Source organism: Streptomyces sp. NPDC001406, from assembly GCF_042895285.1.
Lineage (GTDB): Bacteria > Actinomycetota > Actinomycetes > Streptomycetales > Streptomycetaceae > Streptomyces.
Window position 1 is genome coordinate 91,357 of sequence record NZ_JBIAWG010000023.1, and the last position, 20,376, is coordinate 111,732.

Annotated in this window: 20 protein-coding genes and 1 tRNA gene; 9 read left to right on the plus strand and 12 right to left on the minus strand. The window is 68.7% G+C overall.

All coding sequences use genetic code 11. From position 1 onward, the window contains the following. Window positions 1-285: 285 nt before the first annotated feature. The 7 genes from ACFY1J_RS40475 to phoU form a co-directional block, all read right to left on the minus strand. On the minus strand, window positions 286-1,002 hold the full coding sequence (locus tag ACFY1J_RS40475; protein ID WP_390712080.1) for a type II toxin-antitoxin system Phd/YefM family antitoxin: 717 nt from the start codon (window positions 1,000-1,002) through the stop codon (window positions 286-288). Between the two features lie 1,220 nt (window positions 1,003-2,222). Next, window positions 2,223-2,861, minus strand: coding sequence for a hypothetical protein (locus ACFY1J_RS40480; protein ID WP_390732978.1), 639 nt, complete (start codon window positions 2,859-2,861; stop codon window positions 2,223-2,225). 268 nt (window positions 2,862-3,129) lie between these two features. After that, window positions 3,130-3,459, minus strand: a complete 330-nt coding sequence (locus ACFY1J_RS40485; RefSeq protein WP_390732979.1) for a hypothetical protein — start codon at window positions 3,457-3,459, stop codon at window positions 3,130-3,132. Between the two features lie 34 nt (window positions 3,460-3,493). After that, the gene (locus ACFY1J_RS40490; protein WP_390712077.1) at window positions 3,494-3,784 is read right to left on the minus strand and encodes a hypothetical protein; all 291 of its coding nucleotides are present in this window, start codon (window positions 3,782-3,784) and stop codon (window positions 3,494-3,496) included. Window positions 3,785-3,906: 122 nt separating this feature from the next. Further along, window positions 3,907-4,158, minus strand: coding sequence for an SCO4226 family nickel-binding protein (locus ACFY1J_RS40495; RefSeq protein ID WP_390712076.1), 252 nt, complete (start codon window positions 4,156-4,158; stop codon window positions 3,907-3,909). A 154-nt stretch (window positions 4,159-4,312) separates the two neighbouring features. After that, the gene (locus tag ACFY1J_RS40500) at window positions 4,313-4,468 is read right to left on the minus strand and encodes a hypothetical protein (protein ID WP_390712075.1); all 156 of its coding nucleotides are present in this window, start codon (window positions 4,466-4,468) and stop codon (window positions 4,313-4,315) included. A 192-nt stretch (window positions 4,469-4,660) separates the two neighbouring features. Beyond that, a complete protein-coding gene (gene phoU / locus ACFY1J_RS40505; RefSeq protein WP_361616779.1) occupies window positions 4,661-5,350 on the minus strand; it encodes a phosphate signaling complex protein PhoU in 690 nt (229 codons plus the stop codon). A gap of 223 nt (window positions 5,351-5,573) precedes the next feature. On the opposite strand from phoU, the gene ACFY1J_RS40510 reads away from it, so the two are divergent. Together ACFY1J_RS40510 and ACFY1J_RS40515 are read left to right on the plus strand one after the other, a co-directional pair. Further along, complete coding sequence (locus ACFY1J_RS40510) at window positions 5,574-6,875, plus strand: sensor histidine kinase (RefSeq protein ID WP_390712074.1); 1,302 nt, start codon at window positions 5,574-5,576, stop codon at window positions 6,873-6,875. Next, entirely contained in the window at window positions 6,872-7,552 is a 681-nt protein-coding gene (locus ACFY1J_RS40515) for a response regulator transcription factor (protein ID WP_010358452.1), read from the plus strand. Before ACFY1J_RS40510 ends, ACFY1J_RS40515 begins: the two co-directional genes overlap by 4 nt. 85 nt (window positions 7,553-7,637) lie before the next feature. Here ACFY1J_RS40515 and ACFY1J_RS40520 read toward each other — a convergent pair whose 3' ends face one another. After that, window positions 7,638-8,312 carry a DUF461 domain-containing protein gene (locus ACFY1J_RS40520; protein ID WP_390732980.1) on the minus strand — a complete coding sequence of 225 codons (675 nt, stop codon included), beginning with the start codon at window positions 8,310-8,312 and terminating at the stop codon, window positions 7,638-7,640. Window positions 8,313-8,906: 594 nt separating this feature from the next. Between ACFY1J_RS40520 and ACFY1J_RS40525 the strand changes: the two genes are divergently transcribed. The 6 genes from ACFY1J_RS40525 (at window position 8,907) to ACFY1J_RS40550 (ending at window position 15,428) form a co-directional block, all read left to right on the plus strand. After that, window positions 8,907-9,389 (plus strand): CarD family transcriptional regulator, encoded by a 483-nt coding sequence (locus ACFY1J_RS40525; protein WP_003953493.1) that lies wholly within the window; start codon window positions 8,907-8,909, stop codon window positions 9,387-9,389. Window positions 9,390-9,726: 337 nt separating this feature from the next. Then, the gene (gene ispD / locus ACFY1J_RS40530; RefSeq protein ID WP_390712072.1) at window positions 9,727-10,479 is read left to right on the plus strand and encodes a 2-C-methyl-D-erythritol 4-phosphate cytidylyltransferase; all 753 of its coding nucleotides are present in this window, start codon (window positions 9,727-9,729) and stop codon (window positions 10,477-10,479) included. Continuing rightward, window positions 10,469-10,975 carry a 2-C-methyl-D-erythritol 2,4-cyclodiphosphate synthase gene (gene ispF, locus ACFY1J_RS40535; RefSeq protein WP_390712071.1) on the plus strand — a complete coding sequence of 169 codons (507 nt, stop codon included), beginning with the start codon at window positions 10,469-10,471 and terminating at the stop codon, window positions 10,973-10,975. The genes ispD and ispF overlap by 11 nt, the downstream gene beginning before the upstream one ends. Window positions 10,976-11,119: 144 nt before the next feature. Continuing rightward, window positions 11,120-12,523 carry a cysteine--tRNA ligase gene (gene cysS, locus ACFY1J_RS40540; protein WP_390712070.1) on the plus strand — a complete coding sequence of 468 codons (1,404 nt, stop codon included), beginning with the start codon at window positions 11,120-11,122 and terminating at the stop codon, window positions 12,521-12,523. Between the two features lie 97 nt (window positions 12,524-12,620). Beyond that, a complete protein-coding gene (rlmB, locus tag ACFY1J_RS40545; protein WP_390712069.1) occupies window positions 12,621-13,559 on the plus strand; it encodes a 23S rRNA (guanosine(2251)-2'-O)-methyltransferase RlmB in 939 nt (312 codons plus the stop codon). A gap of 183 nt (window positions 13,560-13,742) precedes the next feature. After that, window positions 13,743-15,428, plus strand: coding sequence for a DoxX family membrane protein (locus ACFY1J_RS40550; RefSeq protein ID WP_390712068.1), 1,686 nt, complete (start codon window positions 13,743-13,745; stop codon window positions 15,426-15,428). A gap of 137 nt (window positions 15,429-15,565) precedes the next feature. Here the strand turns inward: ACFY1J_RS40550 and ACFY1J_RS40555 are convergent, their stop codons facing one another. The 3 genes from ACFY1J_RS40555 to ACFY1J_RS40565 all read right to left on the minus strand — a co-directional run bounded on the left by ACFY1J_RS40555 (window position 15,566) and on the right by ACFY1J_RS40565 (window position 18,188). Next, window positions 15,566-16,297 (minus strand): NDP-sugar synthase, encoded by a 732-nt coding sequence (locus ACFY1J_RS40555; RefSeq protein WP_390712067.1) that lies wholly within the window; start codon window positions 16,295-16,297, stop codon window positions 15,566-15,568. Window positions 16,298-16,383: 86 nt separating this feature from the next. Next, a complete protein-coding gene (locus ACFY1J_RS40560; RefSeq protein WP_390712066.1) occupies window positions 16,384-16,851 on the minus strand; it encodes a hypothetical protein in 468 nt (155 codons plus the stop codon). 200 nt (window positions 16,852-17,051) lie between these two features. Beyond that, complete coding sequence (locus ACFY1J_RS40565) at window positions 17,052-18,188, minus strand: ABC transporter ATP-binding protein (protein WP_390712065.1); 1,137 nt, start codon at window positions 18,186-18,188, stop codon at window positions 17,052-17,054. A 217-nt stretch (window positions 18,189-18,405) separates the two neighbouring features. Here ACFY1J_RS40565 and ACFY1J_RS40570 point away from each other — a divergent pair. Further along, window positions 18,406-18,479: transfer RNA gene (locus ACFY1J_RS40570), tRNA-Thr, on the plus strand. A 63-nt stretch (window positions 18,480-18,542) separates the two neighbouring features. On the opposite strand, the gene ACFY1J_RS40575 is transcribed toward ACFY1J_RS40570, so the two are convergent. After that, window positions 18,543-20,180, minus strand: a complete 1,638-nt coding sequence (locus ACFY1J_RS40575; RefSeq protein WP_390712064.1) for an FAD-dependent oxidoreductase — start codon at window positions 20,178-20,180, stop codon at window positions 18,543-18,545. Window positions 20,181-20,376: the final 196 nt, after the last annotated feature.

Sequence of the window (20,376 nt, forward strand, 5' to 3'; positions counted from 1 at the left end):
GCAGCAGGCCGACTAGACAGTGACCTCGTCGTACGTGCCCCCACCACCTAGCCCCAGTGGAACAAATCGCATATGACCGACCACAAGCTTGCGCACCCATTATATCTCGACGTCCAGATGATGAGTTTCCTTGCATACCTGGAAGATAGAGTCCATGTCTCCACCGAGGAGACTATGCGGCGAGAGAAGGAGAAAGGGAAGGACGCAGACGGAGCCAAATTGAAGCCACCTTCCCTCCAGGCACCCCTGGGAATGGAAGCTCATGCCGCGGTTGCACACTGCCCTTCAAAACGAAAAACCCTCACGCAAGACTTCATCCGCCTCATACATCAAACGCTCCGCAGTCCCGTCACCGAAAGCGGAATTAATAGCAACGGCCAAGTAATAGATTGCATGAATCCAAGTCATCAATTCATTGGTATCGACGGGCGAAGCCAAAGAGTTCCTCCACTCCCTGGGGCTTTGCCCTAACTGCAGCGCCCAAAGCGCGCCAGAGACGACTGGAATAGTAGCCCCATCAAATAATTCGCCACCGCCGATAGAACCAACAACCTTCGGAATGATTAACTCCGAAAGTGAGATGCAGGTTCCACTTTCATCCCCCCCATCTCTTGAAAGGGAGGAGTAGATATTCTCTAATTTCTCCGGCAGGCTGTGATAAAGGAACAGCGCAAGAACGGCCAGTTCACCAACCACCTCACCTTTATATTTCCACAGTACGCGGGAAGGGTCCGGCAGAAGCTCTACATCATCCGTCAGCATGCTCTCGATTAACTGAGTAGCCCTCCTGACACTGCCGGGACTCTTTGCAGGTTCGACCGAATCACCTGTGCGATTCTCGAACGACGGACCGACCAGCGCGGCGACTCGCTCGCCTCGCCGCGTCAGGTACACGACAGTGCCATCCTTCGTGACTTCATTGATCAAACTGGCTAGCTTGCCTCGGAACTCGCGGATCTTGACTTCTCGATCAGGCTTCTCGCTCTGCTCCAACTCGTCCATGTAGGCAGTTTAAGAGCCCGACCCTCCGAAACGTGCGTGAATTACCTAAGCCTGCCCGTGTGTACACGCAACTTACAGATGTGTACACATAGATTTTTGCCTCGCCATTGGCGCTTCGACATCCTGTAGCTCAGACCTCGAGATCGAGGTTGACGAGTCAGGGCTTAAGGGGTGGATTTATGCGTAGGTTCACGTCGAGATCTCCACTGAAACGCGGTTGGTGTACTAGCTGCATTGTCACGCTTCTATTGGCAGCAACCCAGGGCGCCCTCAATTGGTCTCACCCTGCCGCAGGGAACGCGATTTCGTCAGGCGTCGCCGCCTACCTTGCGTTGGCAGATATCTCCAGCTGTCGGAAGAAGCATTACGGCAAGCACCTAGATGGATCCGTACCATCCAATTGTGATTGCGGTGACGGATGAAGGGAATCGATACCTACGTTTGTGGCGCTGTCGCACAGCGTCACTGCGCGGCACCCGCAGCGTTCGGTCCCGACCAGTAGAGTCACCAGAACCTAGGGTGATGCGACCTGACCTCTTATAGGTCGCACCATCCTGGGTTGAATTCCCGACGACGGCCCCTGACCATCTCACCTGGTCAGGGGCCGTCACTCACACGCGGTGGGCGTAGAACTGGAACCCGCAGTGACTGGCGCCACGGCGGTTTTCAAGACCGCTCACAAGCTTGACTCCGTGACGTCATGCCTGACGCCGCAAGTGCGGTAAGTGCCACGATGGCCGCGGTAAGGAGCGAGCCGCTCACCAGAGCAGCTCACCGCAGGAGACCGCCATGACGCAGACATCCACTCGAACTGGCAACGGCCCAGAGCGAAGAGCCAGCAGTCTCTGGGCCGTCCAAGGTCAGCCGACGCCAACCGACGCTCCGCCCTGTCCCGAGTGCAACCAGCCCCTGAGGTCGGGCGGCCTGGTGCTTGCCGGACGGGAAGATGAGGGCCGACGGCCCTGCCGGGCGTTGTGGCGGTGCGCGGACCTGCACACGTGGTGGCAGTGGGCTGACCGACCGGAGGAACCGTTGGAGGTCTGCCCAGCTCCGGGGCTGTTTCGGTGACATCCAACGCTGACATCCACGAGCCCGGACGGCGACATACGCCAGCGCCCCCGCACAACCGCCGGACCTGGCGACGTCGGCACCAGGGGCGAGTGTCGATCGAACTCCTAAAGCGGTGGTCAGCGGCAACCTCTTCGAGGCAGACAGTGCAGCTACTCGAAGGACGGAGCAACTGCGACCAGCAGCCTGCCCGCACTCGTGACGGCTGTGGTGGGGTTGATGCTGCATTCCTCCGCGACCGTCGTGGCCCAGCAATCCCCCCAGGTCGCCGCCCAGTCGCCGGCCAGGTCACTGTTGGGGTCGAGATCCTCGGGCTTTCCCGTGATGCCATAGGCGTCGAGGAGCCGCCGCTCGACCCCGAACGGTTCGCCCAGGGCGAGCTCCGGGTACTCACTGTTCCAACGCCGGAGGATCCGTCCTCCTTCGGCGATCAGCCACGCTTCCCCGTCGTTCTGCTCGCTGTGGAAGAAGAGTTGGGCCTTGCCGAAGTGGGCGCTCAGCTCTCGGCACAGGTCGGTGATATGCACAGTCTGCCGTGGATAGGGCAGCCCGAAGTACGGCCCGACGACGAGAGTCCACCCCTGCATGGGTGGAGTGACGACGACGGTGGAGAACGGCTCCTCCTCGTCGTGCGCCACCTCGTCGATGAGTTCCACGCCATCGGCCCAGGTGGTTTCCCGTACGTCCGTCAGGCCGAGTTCCTTCACCACTTCCGCCTGATCGGCGGACTCGACCGCGAGCCATGAGAGCCAACAAGCGCGTATGAGTGGTGCGGAATCAGTAGTCCCCATAGCCTGCATCGTAGAGACGAGTAGAAGTCGCGCTCCTGGCCGGCAGAGGGCTAGCCACTGCGCCTCTCTGGCAAAAGACCTCGGGCTCGCTGATAGCGCAAGAAGGCAAGAGTGTCGGCGTCGTCAGGCTGGGCGCCGTTCTGATCGGCGTGGGTGGCTACTTCTTCTTCGGTACGGTGTGTCCAGTACTCGGTGCGACGGGTGTTTTGGGTCCCGCATGACCAATGAAGCCCTCGAACTCCTGAGCGCTGCTCCCTGTCTGCGCCGCTCAGGGCGAAAGCGTGAAGCCGGCGGACTGGTCGAGGTGGAACGGGACGCCCGGAGTCGTCGGGATCCAACCCTCACGAAGGGCAAGCTGAATGGCCCGGGCAACGCCGGATGGCTGGACAGGCTTGGCCTCACGCCCGAACCAATTGCTCGGATGCGGCTGGTTGGTCGTGACCACGAGTGTTGCCCCCGGGGCGTCCGCGTGCTCGACCGCGAACTTGCACGGCGTCCACGACAGCGCTTGGAAGTACGTCGGCCTGCGTCGCAGCCGCCAGCGGTAGGCCGTACCGTCGACAACGATGCGTCGTGATCCCTTGCGGCCCACTGCCATGGCTCCTCCTCAGCACGACGGTTGTCAAGATCGCTCAGTCGCCGACGAACCAGAGATACCGGTGCGGTCCGCTCTGAACGACCGTGCACAGCTCTCGGACCTGGTCCACCCAGATACCACCGCAGGCTTCGGGAAGCCGGTCAAGTTCGGCGAGCAGCAACGGCACCTGGCGCTCGTTGAAGACGGCATCGCCGTAAGGAGTCAAGGCCCACAACATCGGGAAGTTCAACGGGTCCAGCGCGGGGAAGAGGGCTGCCCATTCCAGTCCGACCTGGGCACGAGCTATGGGCTTTCCCAGGTCCCCGCGCACCTGCATGTTGATCATCCGCTGACCTTAAGGGCGGACGGGGGCCAGGCGGCAAGGCATTTGCCTGCACCGGGCCGGTCGAGGCCAGCCGGCAGCAGCGAACGACGGCCGACAAGACCCAGGCTCGGGGGATCAGGGCTTCACCAGATCGACAGTGGTACCGGGTGGATTTCGTCCGCCCGGTGGCCCGTGCGTTCGTGGATGCGTTGGATCGCTTCGGGCGAGGGAGCCTCGGACAGGCAGTAGACCGTGCCGGACTCGGGGTCTGCCCAGGCGCGTTCGAAGTGCACGCCCTCGTCCTCTTCTATCGCCTGGTCGGCATCGTGGGCCTGCTGCAGTTGTTCGGCGGTGATGCCCTTCCACCCGTGGTGGACGTCCATGAACTGGGTCATGGCCTCGCACCTCTTTTCTGCTTCCTGCCCCCTGGCTGTACTCCCTGCTCTACTCCCTTTCCCCCTTCATGCTGCGCCTCAGTGGTGTGTACGGCGAAGGCCCCCGGTGCTGGTGATCACCGGGGGCCTTCGTCGTCGTATCGGATGTGAGGCGTCAGCCGCACTGGCAGGGGTTGCCGGACTGGCACCCGCAACCACAGCCCGAGCCGCAGCCGCACGCGGCGACGAGCGGGAGGCTCCTGGTCTCGGCGGGCTGGTCGGTCTCGCGCTGCTGGGTGGGGTCGGGCGTGGTGCTGGGCGGTTCGGCCATGGGTCCCCTCCTGGAGGCTAGGGCCTGGTGCCTTTGCCCATTTCATGCCCGGTCTGCCGGGCGCATCAACGGCGCACAGTGGCGTTCATGCGCCCGGGGTGGGCAACGCGCGCGGCATTGAGCAACCCGCGCGCGACACCTGGGCAGTCCCCGAGCGCCCGTGGATGCCGCCGGCCGCCCCGCCCGGCAGGGCTACGCCCCCTCTACCCCCGTCACCGGCTGGATGTCGGCCTGGATGTCGTCCGCGTGCTCGCCCGTCACCAGGAACACCACGCGCTTGGCGACCGCCACCGCGTGGTCGGCGTAGCGCTCGTAGTAGCGGCCGAGCAGGGTGACGTCCACGGCGGTCTCGATGCCGTGCTTCCAGCGCTCGTCGATCAGGTGCTGGAAGAGGGTGCGGTGCAGCAGGTCCATCTCGTCGTCGTCCTGCTCCAGCTGGAGCGCGAGGTCGACGTCCTTGGTGATGATGACCTCGGCCGCCTTCGCCATCAGGCGCTGGGCGAGCTGGCCCATCTCCAGGATCGTGGCGTGCAGGTCCTGCGGGACCGCGCGCTCCGGGAAGCGGAGGCGGGCGAGCTTCGCCACGTGCTGGGCGAGGTCGCCGGAGCGCTCCAGGTCGGCGGACATACGGAGCGACGTGACGACGATCCGGAGATCCGTGGCCACCGGCTGCTGACGGGCGAGCAGGGCTATCGCCCGGCCCTCGAGGTCGTGCTGGAGCTCGTCGACCTTCTTGTCCGCCTCGATCACGCTCTCGGCCAGCTTGAGGTCGGAGTCCAGGATGGCCGTCGTGGCGCGCCCGATCGCCGACCCGACCAGCCGGGCCATCTCCACCAGTCCGTCGCCGATCGAGTCCAGTTCCTCGTGGTACGCGTCCCGCATCAGGGTTCCCTCTCGTACGTGTTCTTCGGGGGTTCCGGGGGCCGGGGCCCGTGGCGAAACCACCGGTACGAACCCCACGCTCCCACGTTCCGGCCCCCACGCGTCCGTTTCTGCCACCTCAAATGAACCATCACTGGCTCCAAGGTGAACTCTGGGCGACGAGTGTTCGAGCTCGCACCTCGACGGCTGTGGGGATGTCGTACGTCATGCCTAACCTGGATGCATGGACGTGAACGCGGCGGTCGCCGCAGCGGCAGCGATCGCCGGGGTGCTTACCGGCGTCATCGCCATGCTGGCGTTCCGCTGGAGCGAACGCGACCAGAAGCGACCGACCAGGACTTCTCTGCATACCGACCCCGTGCTGCCGCCGGGCGTGGACACCGTGCTGTCCGTGCTCCGGTCGTCGGCGGTCGTCCTCGACGAGGGCGACGCCGTCGTCAAGGCGAGCTCCGCGGCATATGCCCTGGGCCTGGTGCGCGGCGGCAAGCTCGCCGTCGAGCCCATGCTCCAGATGGCCCGGGACACCCGGCGGGACGGCGAGATACGCCAGGTAGAGCTGGATCTGCCGAGGCGGGGCACCGGGCGGGGCGAGGCCCTCGCCGTGTCCGCCCGCGTGGCGCCGCTCGGCTCCCGGCTCGTGCTGCTCCTGGTCGAGGACCTCACCGAGGCTCGCCGGATCGAGGCCGTGCGGCGTGACTTCGTCGCCAATGTCAGCCATGAGCTGAAGACACCGGTCGGCGCGCTCTCCCTGCTGTCCGAGGCCGTCATGGACGCCTCGGACGACCCGGAGGCCGTGCAGCGCTTCGCCGGTCGCATGCAGATCGAGGCCACCCGGCTGACCAACCTGGTGCAGGAGCTCATCGACCTCTCCCGGGTCCAGAACGACGACCCGCTGGAGGACGCCGAGCCCGTCCGGGTGGACGAGCTGGTCGCCGAGGCCATCGACCGCTGCCGCCACCAGGCCGGTACGAAGCAGATCACCATGGCCGCCGGCGGCACCGCCGACCTGCATGTGTGGGGCAACCGCGGGCAGCTCGCCGCCGCCCTCGGCAACCTCGTCGAGAACGCCGTCAACTACTCCCCGGCCCGTACCCGCGTCGGCATAGCCGCCCGCCGGGTCAGCGCATCCGGCGGCGACATGATCGAGCTCGCCGTCACGGACCAGGGCATCGGCATCACCGACAAGGACAAGGAGCGCATCTTCGAGCGCTTCTACCGCGTCGACCCGGCCCGCTCCCGGGCCACCGGTGGCACCGGTCTGGGTCTCGCGATCGTCAAGCACGTGGTCGCCTCGCACGGCGGGGAGGTCACGGTGTGGAGCGCCGAAGGCCAGGGCTCCACTTTCACCCTGCGGCTGCCGGAGGCGGGCGTGGCCCGTGACCGCGCCCTGCAACACCCCGACCTCGACGATGAGGCCGGACCCACCGCACCGCCGTCCCCCGCGTCCTCCCACTCAGCCGCATCCCACGAATCCCCCGACTCAACCGCGTACGAAACGCTTCCCGCCCCGGAGGTCCTTCCGTGACCCGAGTGCTCGTCGTCGAGGACGAGGAGTCCTTCTCCGACGCCCTGTCGTACATGCTCCGCAAGGAGGGCTTCGAGGTCGCCGTGGCGGCCACGGGCCCCGACGGCCTCGACGAGTTCGAGCGCAACGGCGCCGACCTCGTCCTCCTCGACCTGATGCTGCCGGGGCTGCCCGGCACGGAGGTGTGCCGCCAGCTGCGCGGCCGCTCCAACGTCCCGGTGATCATGGTGACCGCCAAGGACAGCGAGATCGACAAGGTCGTCGGCCTGGAGATAGGAGCCGACGACTACGTCACCAAGCCGTTCTCCTCGCGGGAGCTGGTCGCCCGCATCCGCGCCGTGCTGCGCCGCCGCGGTGAGCCGGAGGAGGTCACCCCGGCCGCCCTGGAGGCGGGCCCGGTCCGTATGGACGTCGACCGGCACGTGGTGACGGTCTCCGGCTCGAAGGTGGACCTCCCGCTCAAGGAGTTCGACCTCCTGGAGATGCTGCTGCGCAACGCCGGTCGCGTCCTGACCCGCATGCAGCTCATCGACCGCGTCTGGGGCGCCGACTACGTCGGCGACACCAAGACCCTCGACGTCCACGTCAAGCGCCTGCGCGCGAAGATCGAGCCGGACCCGGGCGCGCCGCGGTACCTGGTGACGGTGCGTGGTCTGGGCTACAAGTTCGAGCCGTAAATCGTCCACGTGGACTGACACGAGTGAAGGGCGGCACCCCTCGGGGGTGCCGCCCTTCACTCGTGCGGATGGGCCGTACGGCCGATCAGTGGCCGGACGGCGTGGCCGACGCCGACGCGGAGTCGCTCGGGGTGGACCCGGTGGCGGACTCCGTCGCGGTCGCGGTGGCCGACGGGTGCTTGCCCGGCTTGGCGCTCGTGGACGCCGAGGCGCCCGCGGCGGCCGTGGGCGTGGCCGAGGACGTCGGGATCTCGCTCGGGCCCCAGTCGGTGAAGTAGTGCGTGGCCGGGACGACGAAGGCGCGCAGGCTCACGTCACCGGTCTTGCTGAAGGTGAAGGTGATCTTCTGGGCGTTGCCGTCCTGGACCGACTCGCGGCTGCTCGCCAGCACGGCGGAGGCGTTGTTCTTGCCGCCGATGACGAGCCGGCCGCCGGCCGGGATGGTGAGCGATCCGCCCTTGGCGGGGGAGAGCTGCGCGGTCTTGCCGGTGCCGGGCAGGACGAGCGACTGCAGGGTCTGCGGGGTGGTGCCGGTGTTGAAGATGGTCGCGGAGATCACGGCCGGACCGGTGGACTGCAGATCGGGCTGCGTGATGACGGTCGCGTTCTGCACCTTGATGGTGCCGACGCTGGTCGCCGCGTTGTCCGGCTTGACCTGCAGCGTCTGAGAGTCGTTGCCAGCAGCGCAGGCGGCGAGCGAGGCGATCGAGAAGGCGATGGCGGAGGCGGCGAGGGCGCCGCGTCGAAGGCTGCTGCTCACGGCGGCGGCAACTCCTTGAACGCGCGGGCGGCCTTCCTTATAAAGCCACCCTAAGTGTCTGTCAGCGGCCATAGGTTACCGAGCCGTTCCGGAGCGCTCGCACCCGACCCTCCCCCAACCTCACACGCTTCGCTCGTGCAGGGGGTACCCGGGGGCCACAAGTGACTCCCGAGTCACTTTGACTCCGGGCTCGTACGGCATTCACATAAGGCGTCCCGCAAAATTTCCGTGAAGGAATGCGCGACCGCCCCGGAATTGATCACGCACCGCTCAGTCGGCCGCCCGTGATCAATTCCGGAAACGTCTCGTACCCGACTCGGGCCAACCGAACGGAGTAGCGGAAGTCGCACGCTTGGGACCGGACAAATCTGGACGTTCGACCACTTGGAGGGGCCTCCGGATGTGTGTAACGTGCGCGTTTCACCTCGCCCGAAGAGCCGCTCCGACCTGCGAATACCTGCTTCCGCCGACCTTCCGAAGCACGTTCCTGTCGCTGTTGTCAAGCCCCGAGATATGCCCTGACCTGCGAAAACGCCATTCAGAAGACGCCGTATCCGTGTTACCCTGGATAGCCACGGAAGGGGTACCTGTCACATGACGTTCAAGGTTGGCGACACCGTGGTCTATCCCCATCACGGGGCCGCGCTGATCGAGGCCATCGAAACTCGCCAGATCAAAGGCGTGGACAAGACCTACTTGGTGCTGAAGGTCGCCCAGGGTGACCTGACGGTGCGTGTGCCAGCGGACAATGCTGAGTTCGTGGGCGTGCGTGATGTGGTCGGTCAGGACGGGCTGGACCGGGTCTTCGAGGTGCTGCGCGCGCCGTACGCCGAGGAGCCCACGAACTGGTCTCGTCGTTACAAGGCAAATCTGGAGAAGCTCGCCTCCGGCGATGTCATCAAGGTCGCGGAAGTCGTGCGTGACCTGTGGCGTCGTGAGCGCGAGCGCGGACTCTCCGCCGGTGAGAAGCGCATGCTCGCCAAGGCCCGCCAGATCCTGGTGAGCGAACTCGCTCTTGCGGAGAACACGAACGAGGACAAGGCCGAGGCCCTGCTCGACGAGGTCCTCGCGTCCTGACGCGAAGCCGGCTGCGCTCGCTCTGCTCAGCACAGTGAAATGCCGCGGTGCCCGATGACGTGACTTCTGTCGCCGGGCGCTGCGGCATGTTCGTACCCGGATGCCGGATGCCGTACGCCTGTCACGTACTCGGATCCCCATACTCGGACCGCCCAGTCGAAATCGAGTATCGGATCGATCGAGTATCAAGTCGAAGGGATTTCCCCCCGATACATGGCGTGCCGGGCCCGGGCAGCTGGCTCGACCGGTGTCACGGAAGGGTCCGGTCGGGGCGTCGCGCCCGGCACTTCCCAGGCCATACCCACGTAGGCCGAGCACACAAACCTGACAGGAACCGATGTCTGACGATTCGCGCCCTTCGCCCGCGGAGTTGCGTACGGCCGCGGTGATTCCGGCAGCCGGCCGGGGCGTACGCCTCGGCCCGGGCGCCCCCAAGGCGCTCCGCACGCTGAACGGCACTCCCATGCTCATCCACGCGGTACGCGCGCTCGCAGCCTCCCGTGCCGTCTCCCTGGTCGTCGTCGTGGCCCCGCCGGACGGCACCGCCGAGGTCAAGTCGCTGCTCGACGCGCACGCGCTGCCCGAGCGGACGGACTTCCTGGTCGTGCCGGGCGGCGACTCCCGCCAGGAGTCGGTGAAGCTGGGGCTCGACGCGCTCCCGCCCGACTACGGCATCGTCCTGGTGCATGACGCGGCCCGTCCGCTCGTGCCCGTGGACACCGTGGACGCGGTGATCGAGGCCGTACGTGACGGAGCTCACGCCGTCGTCCCCGCGCTGCCGCTCGCCGACACCGTCAAGGAGGTCGAGCCCGCGGCGGTGCCGGGCGAACCCGAGCCGGTGCTGGCCACACCCGAGCGCGCCCGGCTGCGCGCCGTACAGACACCGCAGGGCTTCGACCGGGCGACGCTCGTACGGGCCCACGAGACCGTCACCGACGACGTCACCGACTGCGCCGGCATGGTCGAGCGGCTCGGGGAGCCGGTCGTGGTGGTCCCCGGCCACGAGGAGGCCTTCAAGGTCACCCGTCCGCTGGACCTGGTCCTCGCGGAGGCGGTCCTGGCCCGCCGGAGGCTGAACGATGGCTTCTGACACGGTGCTGCCCCAGGTCGGCATCGGCACCGACATCCACGCCTTCGAAGAGGGCCGCGAGCTGTGGTGCGCCGGCCTGAAGTGGGAGGGCGAGGGGCCGGGCCTGGCCGGTCACTCCGACGCGGACGTCGTCGCGCACGCCGCGTGCAACGCGCTCTTCTCGGCGGCCGGCCTCGGCGACCTGGGCCAGCACTTCGGCACCGGGCGCCCGGAGTGGTCGGGCGCGTCCGGCGTCACCCTGCTCACGGAGGCGGCCCGGATCGTCCGTGCGGCGGGTTTCCGCATCGGCAACATCGCGGTCCAGGTCGTCGGCCCCCGCCCCAAGATCGGAAAACGCCGGGACGAGGCCCAGAAGCTCCTCTCGGAGGCGGCCGGCGCCCCGGTCTCGGTGTCCGGGGCCACGACGGACGGCCTGGGCTTCCCGGGCCGGGACGAGGGCCTGATGGCGGTGGCCACGGCGCTGGTCGTCCGCGTATCCAGCCCGTCCGGTGTCTGAGGGCGCGAGCCACAGCGCACCGGCACGACCACGCACCTGCACCTGCACGAAATGACCGCCGAGCCGCCGGAGGCAACGTCACGAAATCGTGGCCCTTCGGCGGTAGGTCGCAAGGCACTCCCCGGCGCCCACTACCCTGGAGTGGTGACTATTCGGCTGTACGACACCAACGCCCGGCAGATCCGTGACTTCACCCCGCTCACGCCGGGTTGTGTCTCGATCTACCTGTGTGGTGCCACCGTGCAGTCGGCGCCGCACATCGGGCACATCCGCTCGGGCCTCAACTTCGACATCATGCGCCGGTGGTTCGCCCACCGGGGCTACGAGGTGACGTTCATCAGGAACGTCACCGACATCGACGACAAGATCATCGCCAAGGCCCACGAGCAGAACCGGCCCTGGTGGTCCATCGGGTACGAGAACGAGCGCGCGTTCGACGACGGCTACACGGCACTCGGCTGCCTGCCGCCGACGTACGAGCCCCGCGCCACCGGCCACATCACCGAGATGATCGAGATGATGCAGGGCCTGATCGAGCGCGGCCACGCCTACGCGGCGGACGGCAACGTCTACTTCGACGTGCGCTCCTTCCCGCGGTACCTGGAGCTGTCCCGGCAGGAGCTCGACAACCTGCTCCAGCCCTCCGGCGAGGGCGAGACCGGCAAGCGGGACCCGCGCGACTTCGCCATGTGGAAGTCCGCCAAGCCCGGCGAGCCGACCTGGCCGACCCCGTGGGGAGACGGGCGCCCCGGCTGGCACCTGGAGTGCTCGGCCATGGCGCACAAGTACCTGGGCAGCGCCTTCGACATCCACGGCGGCGGCCTCGACCTGATCTTCCCGCACCACGAGAACGAGATCGCCCAGGCCAAGGCCTACGGCGACGACTTCGCCCGGTACTGGGTGCACAACGCCTGGGTCACCATGGCCGGCGACAAGATGTCCAAGTCGCTGGGCAACAGCGTCCTGGTCTCCGAGATGGTCAAGCAGTGGCGTCCCATCGTGCTGCGCTACTACCTCGGCACCCCGCACTACCGCTCGATGATCGAGTACAGCGAGGAGGCCCTGCGCGAGGCCGAGTCCGCGTTCGCGCGGATCGAGGGCTTCGTGCAGCGCGTCGTCGAGCTGGCCGGGGGCGTCGTCGAACCGTCCGCCGAGGTGCCGCCCGCGTTCGCCGAGGCGATGGACGACGACCTCGGTGTCCCGCAGGCACTGGCCGTCGTGCACACCACCGTCCGGCAGGGCAACTCCGCACTCGCCGCCGACGACAAGGAAGCCGCCGTCGCCCGCCTCGCCGAGGTGCGCGCCATGCTCGGCGTCCTGGGCCTCGACCCGCTCGACCCGCAGTGGGCCGGCGGCGGCGCCGACCGCAAGGAAGACCTGCACGGCGTGGTCGACAGCCTCGTACGACTGGTCCTCGACCAGCGCGAGGCGGCCCGCTCCCGCAAGGACTGGGCCACCGCGGACGCCATCCGCGACCAGCTCAACCAGTCCGGTCTGGTCATCGAGGACAGCCCGCAGGGGCCGCGCTGGAGCCTCGGCCCGCGCTGAGGCCACTCACGGTCCGATGATCGATTGTGCCGCCCGGGTGTCCGGGCGGCACACTGCATATACACGTACGCACGCTTCCGTAGAGAACAGGTAGGTCATGGCCGCGAACAACCGCCGCATGTCCGGCAAGAAGGGCGCGCAGGTCGGCAGTGGCGGCCAGCGGCGCCGGGGCCTGGAGGGCAAGGGCCCCACCCCGCCCGCCGAGATGCGCAAGGGACACGCCAAGCAGCGCGCCGCGAACGCGAAGGTGCGCCGCGCCCAGGGGCGTCCGCAGCAGCGCCGGGGCGGCAAGTCGTCCTCCGAGCTGGTCGTCGGCCGCAACCCCGTCGTCGAGGCGCTGCGCGAGGGAGTGCCCGCGAGCACCCTCTACGTCCAGCAGTTCATCGACAACGACGAGCGCGTCCGCGAGGCCCTGCAGCTTGCCGCCGAGCGCGGGGGCATCAACCTCATGGAGGCCCCGCGCCCCGAGCTCGACCGTATGACCAACGGGCTCAACCATCAGGGCCTGGTCCTCCAGGTCCCGCCGTACGAGTACGCACACCCCGAGGACCTCGCCGACGCCGCCTACGACGAGGGCGAGGACCCGCTGATCGTCGCCCTCGACGGGGTGACCGACCCGCGCAACCTCGGCGCCGTCGTCCGCTCCGTCTCCGCCTTCGGCGGTCACGGCGTCGTCGTGCCCGAGCGGCGCGCGGCCGGCATGACCGCCGGTGCCTGGAAGACCTCCGCCGGTACGGCGGCCCGTACGCCCGTCGCCCGCGCCACCAATCTGAGGCGCGCTCTGGAGTCGTACAAGAAGGCCGGGATCGTGGTCGTCGGCCTCGCCGCCGACGGAGAGGCCGAACTCGGTGACCTGGAGGCCCTGGAGGGCCCGGTCGTCATCGTCGTCGGCAGCGAGGGCAAGGGCCTGTCCCGACTGGTCGGCGAGACCTGCGACTTCCGGGTGCGGATCCCGATGCCGGGTGGCGCGGAGTCGCTCAACGCCGGTGTGGCGGCGGGGATCGTGCTGTACGAGGCCGCTCGGCGCCGGAGCTGACGACGGGTCGGCGAAGAGCCGACGACGGGTCGGCGAGCAGCCGACGACGACTGCGGGCGCGCTTGAACGCGCGTCCGCAAGTTCATCCGTACGGGCTAAATCCGGCGTCCAGGACAACCTTGACGCGGTCCGGACAGATCCGACCGGTCAAAGCAGTGTCCTAACACCACGTCACTCGGTTAGATGAGTGTGGACACCAGAACACCCCGCACACCCACGGGGGACCGCTCGTCGGGATTCGACGACGGTCCCGCGCTGAGCATGGTGAAGGTGCCGAGCGATCCGGCGCAGGTCATCGTCAATCACGCGAGCTTCCGCGTGCAACTGGGCGTATCGACGCGGCGTACCCAATCCCCGCGGGTCGCACGGCACTTGAGCGCCACCGAGCACACCGCCCGCATCCCGGTCGTCGGCACGGCGGGCACAGCGGCCCAGGCCCCGCGCCGGCGCCGCCCCGTCGTCTGGAGCGGCAGGTCCGCCCCCGACGACACCGGCGCCCACCGGCTGCTCCAGGCCGTGCGGGGCGGCAGCGTCCGCTACACCGACGACCCGTCCGTCGACGCCGGGGCCACCCGGGTCATCCCACGCGTCGGTCTCGGGGGCGGTTACGGCGACGTCGGTTACGACGACTTCGACCGCACCGCCGAGACCCCCGTCGTCGGCCCCCAGCGCGCGCCCGCCGCCGGCGAGAACCGGCTGCTGCCCCCCATGCGGACCGTGGGCAGCGCCTACGACGAACCCGGCTACGACGAACCCGGGTACGACGAACACCCCTACGCCGACGACGAGTTCGAGGACTACGGGGAGCCGTCCGAGGAGCCCCCCGCCCCCCGGACCAGGCGGCACGCCGAGGACCCGGCCCGGCACGCCTACTACCCCGGCCGCCGGCTGAACCTCGGCGTGGTCCTGCTCCCGCTCCGGATCTTCCTCGGCTTCATCTCCATCTACGCCGGCATGGGCAAGCTCTGCGACCCCGTCTACTTCGACGGCGGCAAGCGCGGCTCCATGGTGAAGTGGCTCAACACCCTGCACCCCTGGGAAGTCGCCGAGCCGCTGCGGCAGTTCGCGCTCCAGCACCCGGTCGGCTCGGGGCTCGTCATCGCCTTCCTCCAGGTCGTCGTGGGCGTCCTCACGATCCTGGGCTGCTGGCAGCGGGTGGCCGCCGTCTTCGGCGCGCTGCTGTCCGCCGCGCTCATCGTCACCGTCAGCTGGAAGACCGTCCCGGCCTACGACGCCCCCGACATCATCTACCTGGCCGCCTGGTCCCCGCTGATCATCGCCGGCGCCCCCGTCTACTCCGTCGACGGCCGCCTCGCGGGCCGCGCCTGGCGCACCCTCGGACCGCGCTCGGACATCTGGGACCTGCGCCGCTACGTCCTGCGCCGCGGCGCCCTGATCACGGCCGTCACCGTCGGCCTCACCCTGCTCGTCGGCTCCCTGCTGGGCGGCGCCGTCCGCGACTCCAGCCGCGTGGTCGTGCCGGGTCCCGGCGAGGCCCCGCGCAACAACCTGCCGGGCTCCCCGCTCCCGGACGGGCCCGCCGAGCAGCGCCAGAAGGCTCCGGCGGCCTCCACCCCGCCGTCCGGTGGCGCCACGGCGTCCACCTCGCCGTCCAGCGCGGCGACGACCCCGGGCGCGGCCCACTCGTCCGGCGCCGCCACCGGTGGCGCCCCCAGCCAGACCCAGGGCACCGTGGGCCAGGCCCCGCCGCAGCACACCTCCCCGGCCGGCCGGGCCCCCAGCACCACCTCGGGCCCCACCTCCGGCGGCGCGACGACGGGCGGCACCGGCTCGACCGGCGGCACGGGCACCGGCGGCGGCAGCACGTCCTCGGGCCAGCCGGGCCTGGTGGGCGGACTGCTGGGCTAGCAGCAGGAGCGGCTCCGAAAAGGGCCCCGCACCACGAGGTGCGGGGCCCTTTTCGGCTTACGGCACGACAGCGCGCCCCTCAGGACGAACGTGCCCCTCAGGACGAACGGGCCCTCACGATGCATACGACCGAACGGTCACCGCCCCAGAGCGGCCAGCTCCTTCGCCGCCTCCGTCAGATCCTTCGCCGTGTCGATGGCCCGCCAGTACGCCCCCTGCGGGATCGGGAAGCCCGCCAGCCGCCGCTCGCGCGCCAGATGAGGGAACGTGGTCCGCTCGTGGTCGCCCCGCTCGGGAAGCAGCCCGGCGAACTCGGGCGAGAACACATAGACGCCCGCGTTGATCTCGAAGGTCGACGGCGGGGCCTCGATGAAGTCCGTGATGTGCCCGAAGCCGTCCGTCTGCACGGCGCCCCAGGGAATGCGCGGCCGTGCCAGCGCAAGGGTCGCGACGGCGTCGCGCTCGGTGTGGAAGTCCGCCATCTCGCGCAGCGAGAAACGGGTCCAGATGTCGCCGTTGGTGGCGTACCAGGGCCGGTCCGGGCGGGGCAGATGGGCGGCCGCGTACTTCAGGCCGCCGCCGCGGCCGAGGGGTTCCGTCTCCACGACGGTGGTGACCTTGACCGACAGGTCGGCCGAGTCCAGCCACTTCTGCAGGACCTCGGCGAGATGGCCGCAGGAGACCACCACGTCCGTCACGCCCTCCTCGGCGAGCCAGGACAGCTGGTGGCCGATGATCGGGGTGCCGGTGCCGGGGATCTCGACCATCGGCTTGGGCCGGTCGTCGGTGTAGGGACGCAGCCGTGAGCCCTGGCCACCGGCCAGGATGACAGCTTGAGTGGGGCGCGACGCGGCGTTCGGATGGGTCATGACCGAACTGTACGTGGCGCCCCGCTCGTAACTTTCGCCTGCAACCGTTCCTTAATCAGCCATTACCGAGCTCCCGACCGCGGCTGTCAGCTGTGCGCGGCCAGGACGCCGGAGGCGAAGGAGGTGTCGCAGACCGGGCGGGCGTACGCCTGGGCGCGCGAGGCGCCGTACATGCGGACCGCGGCGCGGCCGAGGGCGCGGGCGATGGAGGTGCAGTGCTTCGCGAGCGACGGGTGGCCGTTGACCGCCTGCTGGAGGTGGGTGAGGACCTCGCCCGGGTTCTTCTCCTGCAGCTCGGTCATCAGCTGGTCGCGCAGCATGTCCTGCGGGGCGTGGGAGACGGCTCCGGCCCGGGCGGACGACACCTCCGCCGAGGAGACGTCCGAGGCGGTGAGCACCGAGTTCCGGGGGCTCCCCGTCCAGTTGACTCGGGTGACCGCGAGGGTCCCGGAGAGCACCAGGACGACGGGCAGGACAAGGGCGAGGGTGCGGCCGATCCGGCGGGCAGGACCCCGGTGGCCGCGTCGCGTCTGTTGGGTGGTGGAGTGCTTCACGCGTGTGAGGGTAGCGCCCAGTGATGATTTGGCGACATTTGGTCACCGTTTCGAGGGACGAAGTCGTGCCCCCTCAAGGGTGACGGGTTGACGTACGCCGATCGAAATGAACTGTCTTGCCGGGGTATCCGGCGGCGACGGAAAGGGCCCCGCAGCGGTCTGCGGGGCCCTCATCGTCAACCTGGGTGAATTGTCCGAGGTCAGTCGGACAGACGCTCGCCCGTGGAGGTCGAGAACACGTGGGTCTCGCCCGGCCGCGGCACGACGTGCAGCTGCGCGCCCTTCTCCGGGACCTGACGGCCGTTGACGCGGACCACCAGGTCCTTCGTCTGGCCGCCGACCTCGGCGGTGCCGTAGACGTAGCCGTCGGCGCCCAGCTCCTCGACGACGTTCACGGAGACCGCGAGACCCGCCGGGGCGTCCTCGGTGTCCTTGGACAGGGCGGAGGCGACGCCGCCGTTGTGCTCGACCACGTCGAAGTGCTCGGGGCGGACGCCGACCGTGACGGTGCGGTCACCCTTGTCGGAGGCGGCCTTGAGGGCCTCGCGGTTGACCGGGACGACGCTGTTGCCGAACTTCACGCCGCCGTCGGTGATCGGGACCTCGACCAGGTTCATGGCGGGGGAGCCGATGAAGCCGGCGACGAAGAGGTTGGCCGGGCGGTCGTACATGTTGCGCGGCGAGTCGACCTGCTGGAGCAGACCGTCCTTGAGGACCGCCACGCGGTCGCCCATCGTCATGGCCTCGACCTGGTCGTGGGTGACGTAGACGGTGGTGATGCCGAGACGGCGCTGCAGCGACGCGATCTGCGTACGGGTGGAGACACGGAGCTTGGCGTCCAGGTTGGACAGCGGCTCGTCCATGAGGAAGACCTGCGGCTCACGCACGATGGCGCGGCCCATGGCGACACGCTGGCGCTGACCGCCGGACAGGGCCTTCGGCTTGCGGTCGAGGTACTCGGTGAGGTCGAGGATCTTCGCGGCCTCCTCGACCTTCTGCCGGATCTCCGCCTTGTTGACGCCGGCGATCTTGAGCGCGAAGCCCATGTTGTCGGCCACCGACATGTGCGGGTAGAGCGCGTAGTTCTGGAACACCATGGCGATGTCCCGGTCCTTCGGCGGCAGGTGGGTGACGTCGCGGTCGCCGATGCGGATGGCGCCGGCGTTGACGTCCTCGAGCCCCGCGAGCATGCGGAGCGAGGTGGACTTGCCGCAGCCGGACGGACCGACCAGGACGAGGAACTCGCCGTCCTCGATCGAGATGTCGAGACCGTCGACGGCGGGCTTGGTGGAACCCGGGTAGATCCGGGTCGCCTTGTCGAACGTGACAGTGGCCATGGTGAATGGGCCCCTTCTACCGGCAGGAACGTGCCGGACGATCCGAGTAGGAAGGTGGTTGGTGTAGTCCACAAGAGTGCACTGGGTCAGGACGGTACCTGGCGTTCACCGGTCTGTCAGTAGCCGGAGGACTGTGAACTTCGCGGAAATTTTCGCCGAGCCGCCCCGGGGACCTGGGTACACTGCACGGGCACGTACGCACCACGCGCGCGTGCAGGCCTCCTTAGCTCAGCTGGTCAGAGCGCCGCTCTTGTAAAGCGAAGGTCGTCGGTTCGAATCCGACAGGGGGCTCCGTACGGCGAAGGCCACCCGCGGATTTCCGTGCGGGTGGCCTTCGGTGTTCGTGGGGCGGGGTCAGCCCGTGCGCAGGAGGGTCGCGAGGACCTTGCGCAGGGCCGCCTCCGGGTCCGGTACGGCGCCCGGTGCCCGCCAGGCCACGAATCCGTCCGGGCGTACCAGGACCGCTCCGTCGGCCGTGGTGCCGTGGACCTGTGCCCAGTCGTCGGTGTCGGAGTCGTAGGTCAGGTCGGCGTCGGGGCCCGGGCCGATCCGGTACGCGTCGAGCCGTACGCCGTCCCGGTCGGCCACGCGGCGGGCGGCGGCGTGCCAGCCCGCGTCGTCCGGTGCGTCGGTGAGCAGGACCAGTGAGCGCTCGTACAGGTCGATCGTGGAGATCCGCTCGTCGCCGCGGTGCAGCCACATGTGGGGGGCCCGGCTGCCGGGCTGCCCGGCGAGGTCCATGCCCTCGGGCACCACCGACTGCGCCGGGTCGGCGTCGATGACGGCGCCCTTCGGGTAGCGGTAGCCGAGGACGACGGGCAGGATGCCGCCCTTCTTGTTGCCCACGCCGGGGCTCGGCGAGAAGCCGGGGTGGCTGTGTTCCACGGAGCGGGCCGAGGCGCGGGCGCTGGTGGCGGCGGCCACCGGGCGGCGCTCGGTGTCGTAGGTCTCCAGCAGGTGCGGGCCCGCCCAGCCCTCCAGCACGGCGGCGAGCTTCCAGGCGAGGTTGTGCGCGTCCTGGATGCCGGTGTTGGAGCCGAACGCGCCGGTCGGGGACATCTCGTGGGCGGAGTCCCCGGCGAGGAACACCCGGCCCTCCCGGTACCGGTCGGCGACGCGCTCGGCGGCCCGCCAGGACGCCTTGCCGGTGAGCTCCACATCGAGGTCGGGGACGCCGACCGCACGGCGGATGTGCCGGGCGAGCCGGTCCTCGGTGAAGTCGTCGAGTGTCTCGCCCCGCTCGGGGTGCCAGGGCGCGTGGAAGACCCAGCGCTCCTTGTTGTCGACGGGCAGCAGGGCGCCGTCGGCCTCGGGGTCGGTGAGATAGCAGCAGATGAAACGCCGGTCGCCGACCACGTCGGCAAGGAGCTTGGACCGGAAGGTGACGCTGACATTGGCGAACAGCTCGCCCGGCCCGGTCTGGTGGATGCCGAGCCGGTTGCGGACGGGGCTGCGCGGGCCGTCGGCGGCGACGAGGTAGTCCGCGTGGACGGTGCAGCGCTCCTCGGTGCCGCGGTCCCGGATGATCGCCGTCACCCCTTCGGCGTCGTGCTCGAAGGTCTCCATCTCATGGGAGTAGCGCAGGTCGCCGCCGAGTTTGCGGGCGCCGTCCAGCAGTACGGGCTCCAGGTCGTTCTGGCTGCACAGGCACCACCCCGTGGGGCTGAACCTCGCCAGTCCGCCGCTGGGGTCGATGTGTTTGAACAGCCATTCCCCGGCGTCGCCGACCAGCGTGGGGGCCTGCAGGATGCCGTGGTTGTCAGAGAGCAGTGAGGCCGCCGTATGGATGTCCGGTTCGATGCCGGCGACCCGGAACAGCTCCATCGTCCGGACGTTGTTGCCGCGTCCGCGTGGGTGATGGGAGGTCCCCGAGTGCCGCTCGACCAGCATGTGCCGCACACCGAGACGGCCCAGGAAAAGGGACATGGACAGGCCCACCAGAGAGCCGCCCACGATGAGGACGGGGACCCGGTGGTCGGCTTTTCGAAGCATCGAAGCCTCCAGAGGCAGGGGTGCGCGCATGAGGCGCCTGTGAGTTTCCATGCCCTCTCGGGCCTTGTGGGAGCGCCTCGGCGCGCCCAATCACCCACGTGGTTCATACGAGTCGCGCACTGCTGGGGACCGGCACAGGATCAAGGAACGCTGACGTCGCGTCACCCGCGGCCGACGTCCGCCCCTGCCCCGTGAA

Excerpts from the sequence above, each read along its gene's own strand:
- ACFY1J_RS40500 (WP_390712075.1), bottom strand. The coding sequence starts at position 4,468 with ATGGCCGAACCGCCCAGCACCACGCCCGACCCCACCCAGCAGCGCGAG.
- ACFY1J_RS40550 (WP_390712068.1), top strand. The coding sequence starts at position 13,743 with ATGAGTGTGGACACCAGAACACCCCGCACACCCACGGGGGACCGCTCG.
- ACFY1J_RS40565 (WP_390712065.1), bottom strand. The coding sequence starts at position 18,188 with ATGGCCACTGTCACGTTCGACAAGGCGACCCGGATCTACCCGGGTTCC.
- ACFY1J_RS40555 (WP_390712067.1), bottom strand. The coding sequence starts at position 16,297 with ATGACCCATCCGAACGCCGCGTCGCGCCCCACTCAAGCTGTCATCCTG.
- ACFY1J_RS40490 (WP_390712077.1), bottom strand. The coding sequence starts at position 3,784 with ATGATCAACATGCAGGTGCGCGGGGACCTGGGAAAGCCCATAGCTCGT.
- ACFY1J_RS40480 (WP_390732978.1), bottom strand. The coding sequence starts at position 2,861 with ATGGGGACTACTGATTCCGCACCACTCATACGCGCTTGTTGGCTCTCA.
- ispF (WP_390712071.1), top strand. The coding sequence starts at position 10,469 with ATGGCTTCTGACACGGTGCTGCCCCAGGTCGGCATCGGCACCGACATC.
- ACFY1J_RS40485 (WP_390732979.1), bottom strand. The coding sequence starts at position 3,459 with ATGGCAGTGGGCCGCAAGGGATCACGACGCATCGTTGTCGACGGTACG.
- ACFY1J_RS40495 (WP_390712076.1), bottom strand. The coding sequence starts at position 4,158 with ATGACCCAGTTCATGGACGTCCACCACGGGTGGAAGGGCATCACCGCC.
- ispD (WP_390712072.1), top strand. The coding sequence starts at position 9,727 with ATGTCTGACGATTCGCGCCCTTCGCCCGCGGAGTTGCGTACGGCCGCG.
- ACFY1J_RS40525 (WP_003953493.1), top strand. The coding sequence starts at position 8,907 with ATGACGTTCAAGGTTGGCGACACCGTGGTCTATCCCCATCACGGGGCC.
- rlmB (WP_390712069.1), top strand. The coding sequence starts at position 12,621 with ATGGCCGCGAACAACCGCCGCATGTCCGGCAAGAAGGGCGCGCAGGTC.
- ACFY1J_RS40510 (WP_390712074.1), top strand. The coding sequence starts at position 5,574 with ATGGACGTGAACGCGGCGGTCGCCGCAGCGGCAGCGATCGCCGGGGTG.
- ACFY1J_RS40475 (WP_390712080.1), bottom strand. The coding sequence starts at position 1,002 with ATGGACGAGTTGGAGCAGAGCGAGAAGCCTGATCGAGAAGTCAAGATC.
- ACFY1J_RS40575 (WP_390712064.1), bottom strand. The coding sequence starts at position 20,180 with ATGCTTCGAAAAGCCGACCACCGGGTCCCCGTCCTCATCGTGGGCGGC.
- phoU (WP_361616779.1), bottom strand. The coding sequence starts at position 5,350 with ATGCGGGACGCGTACCACGAGGAACTGGACTCGATCGGCGACGGACTG.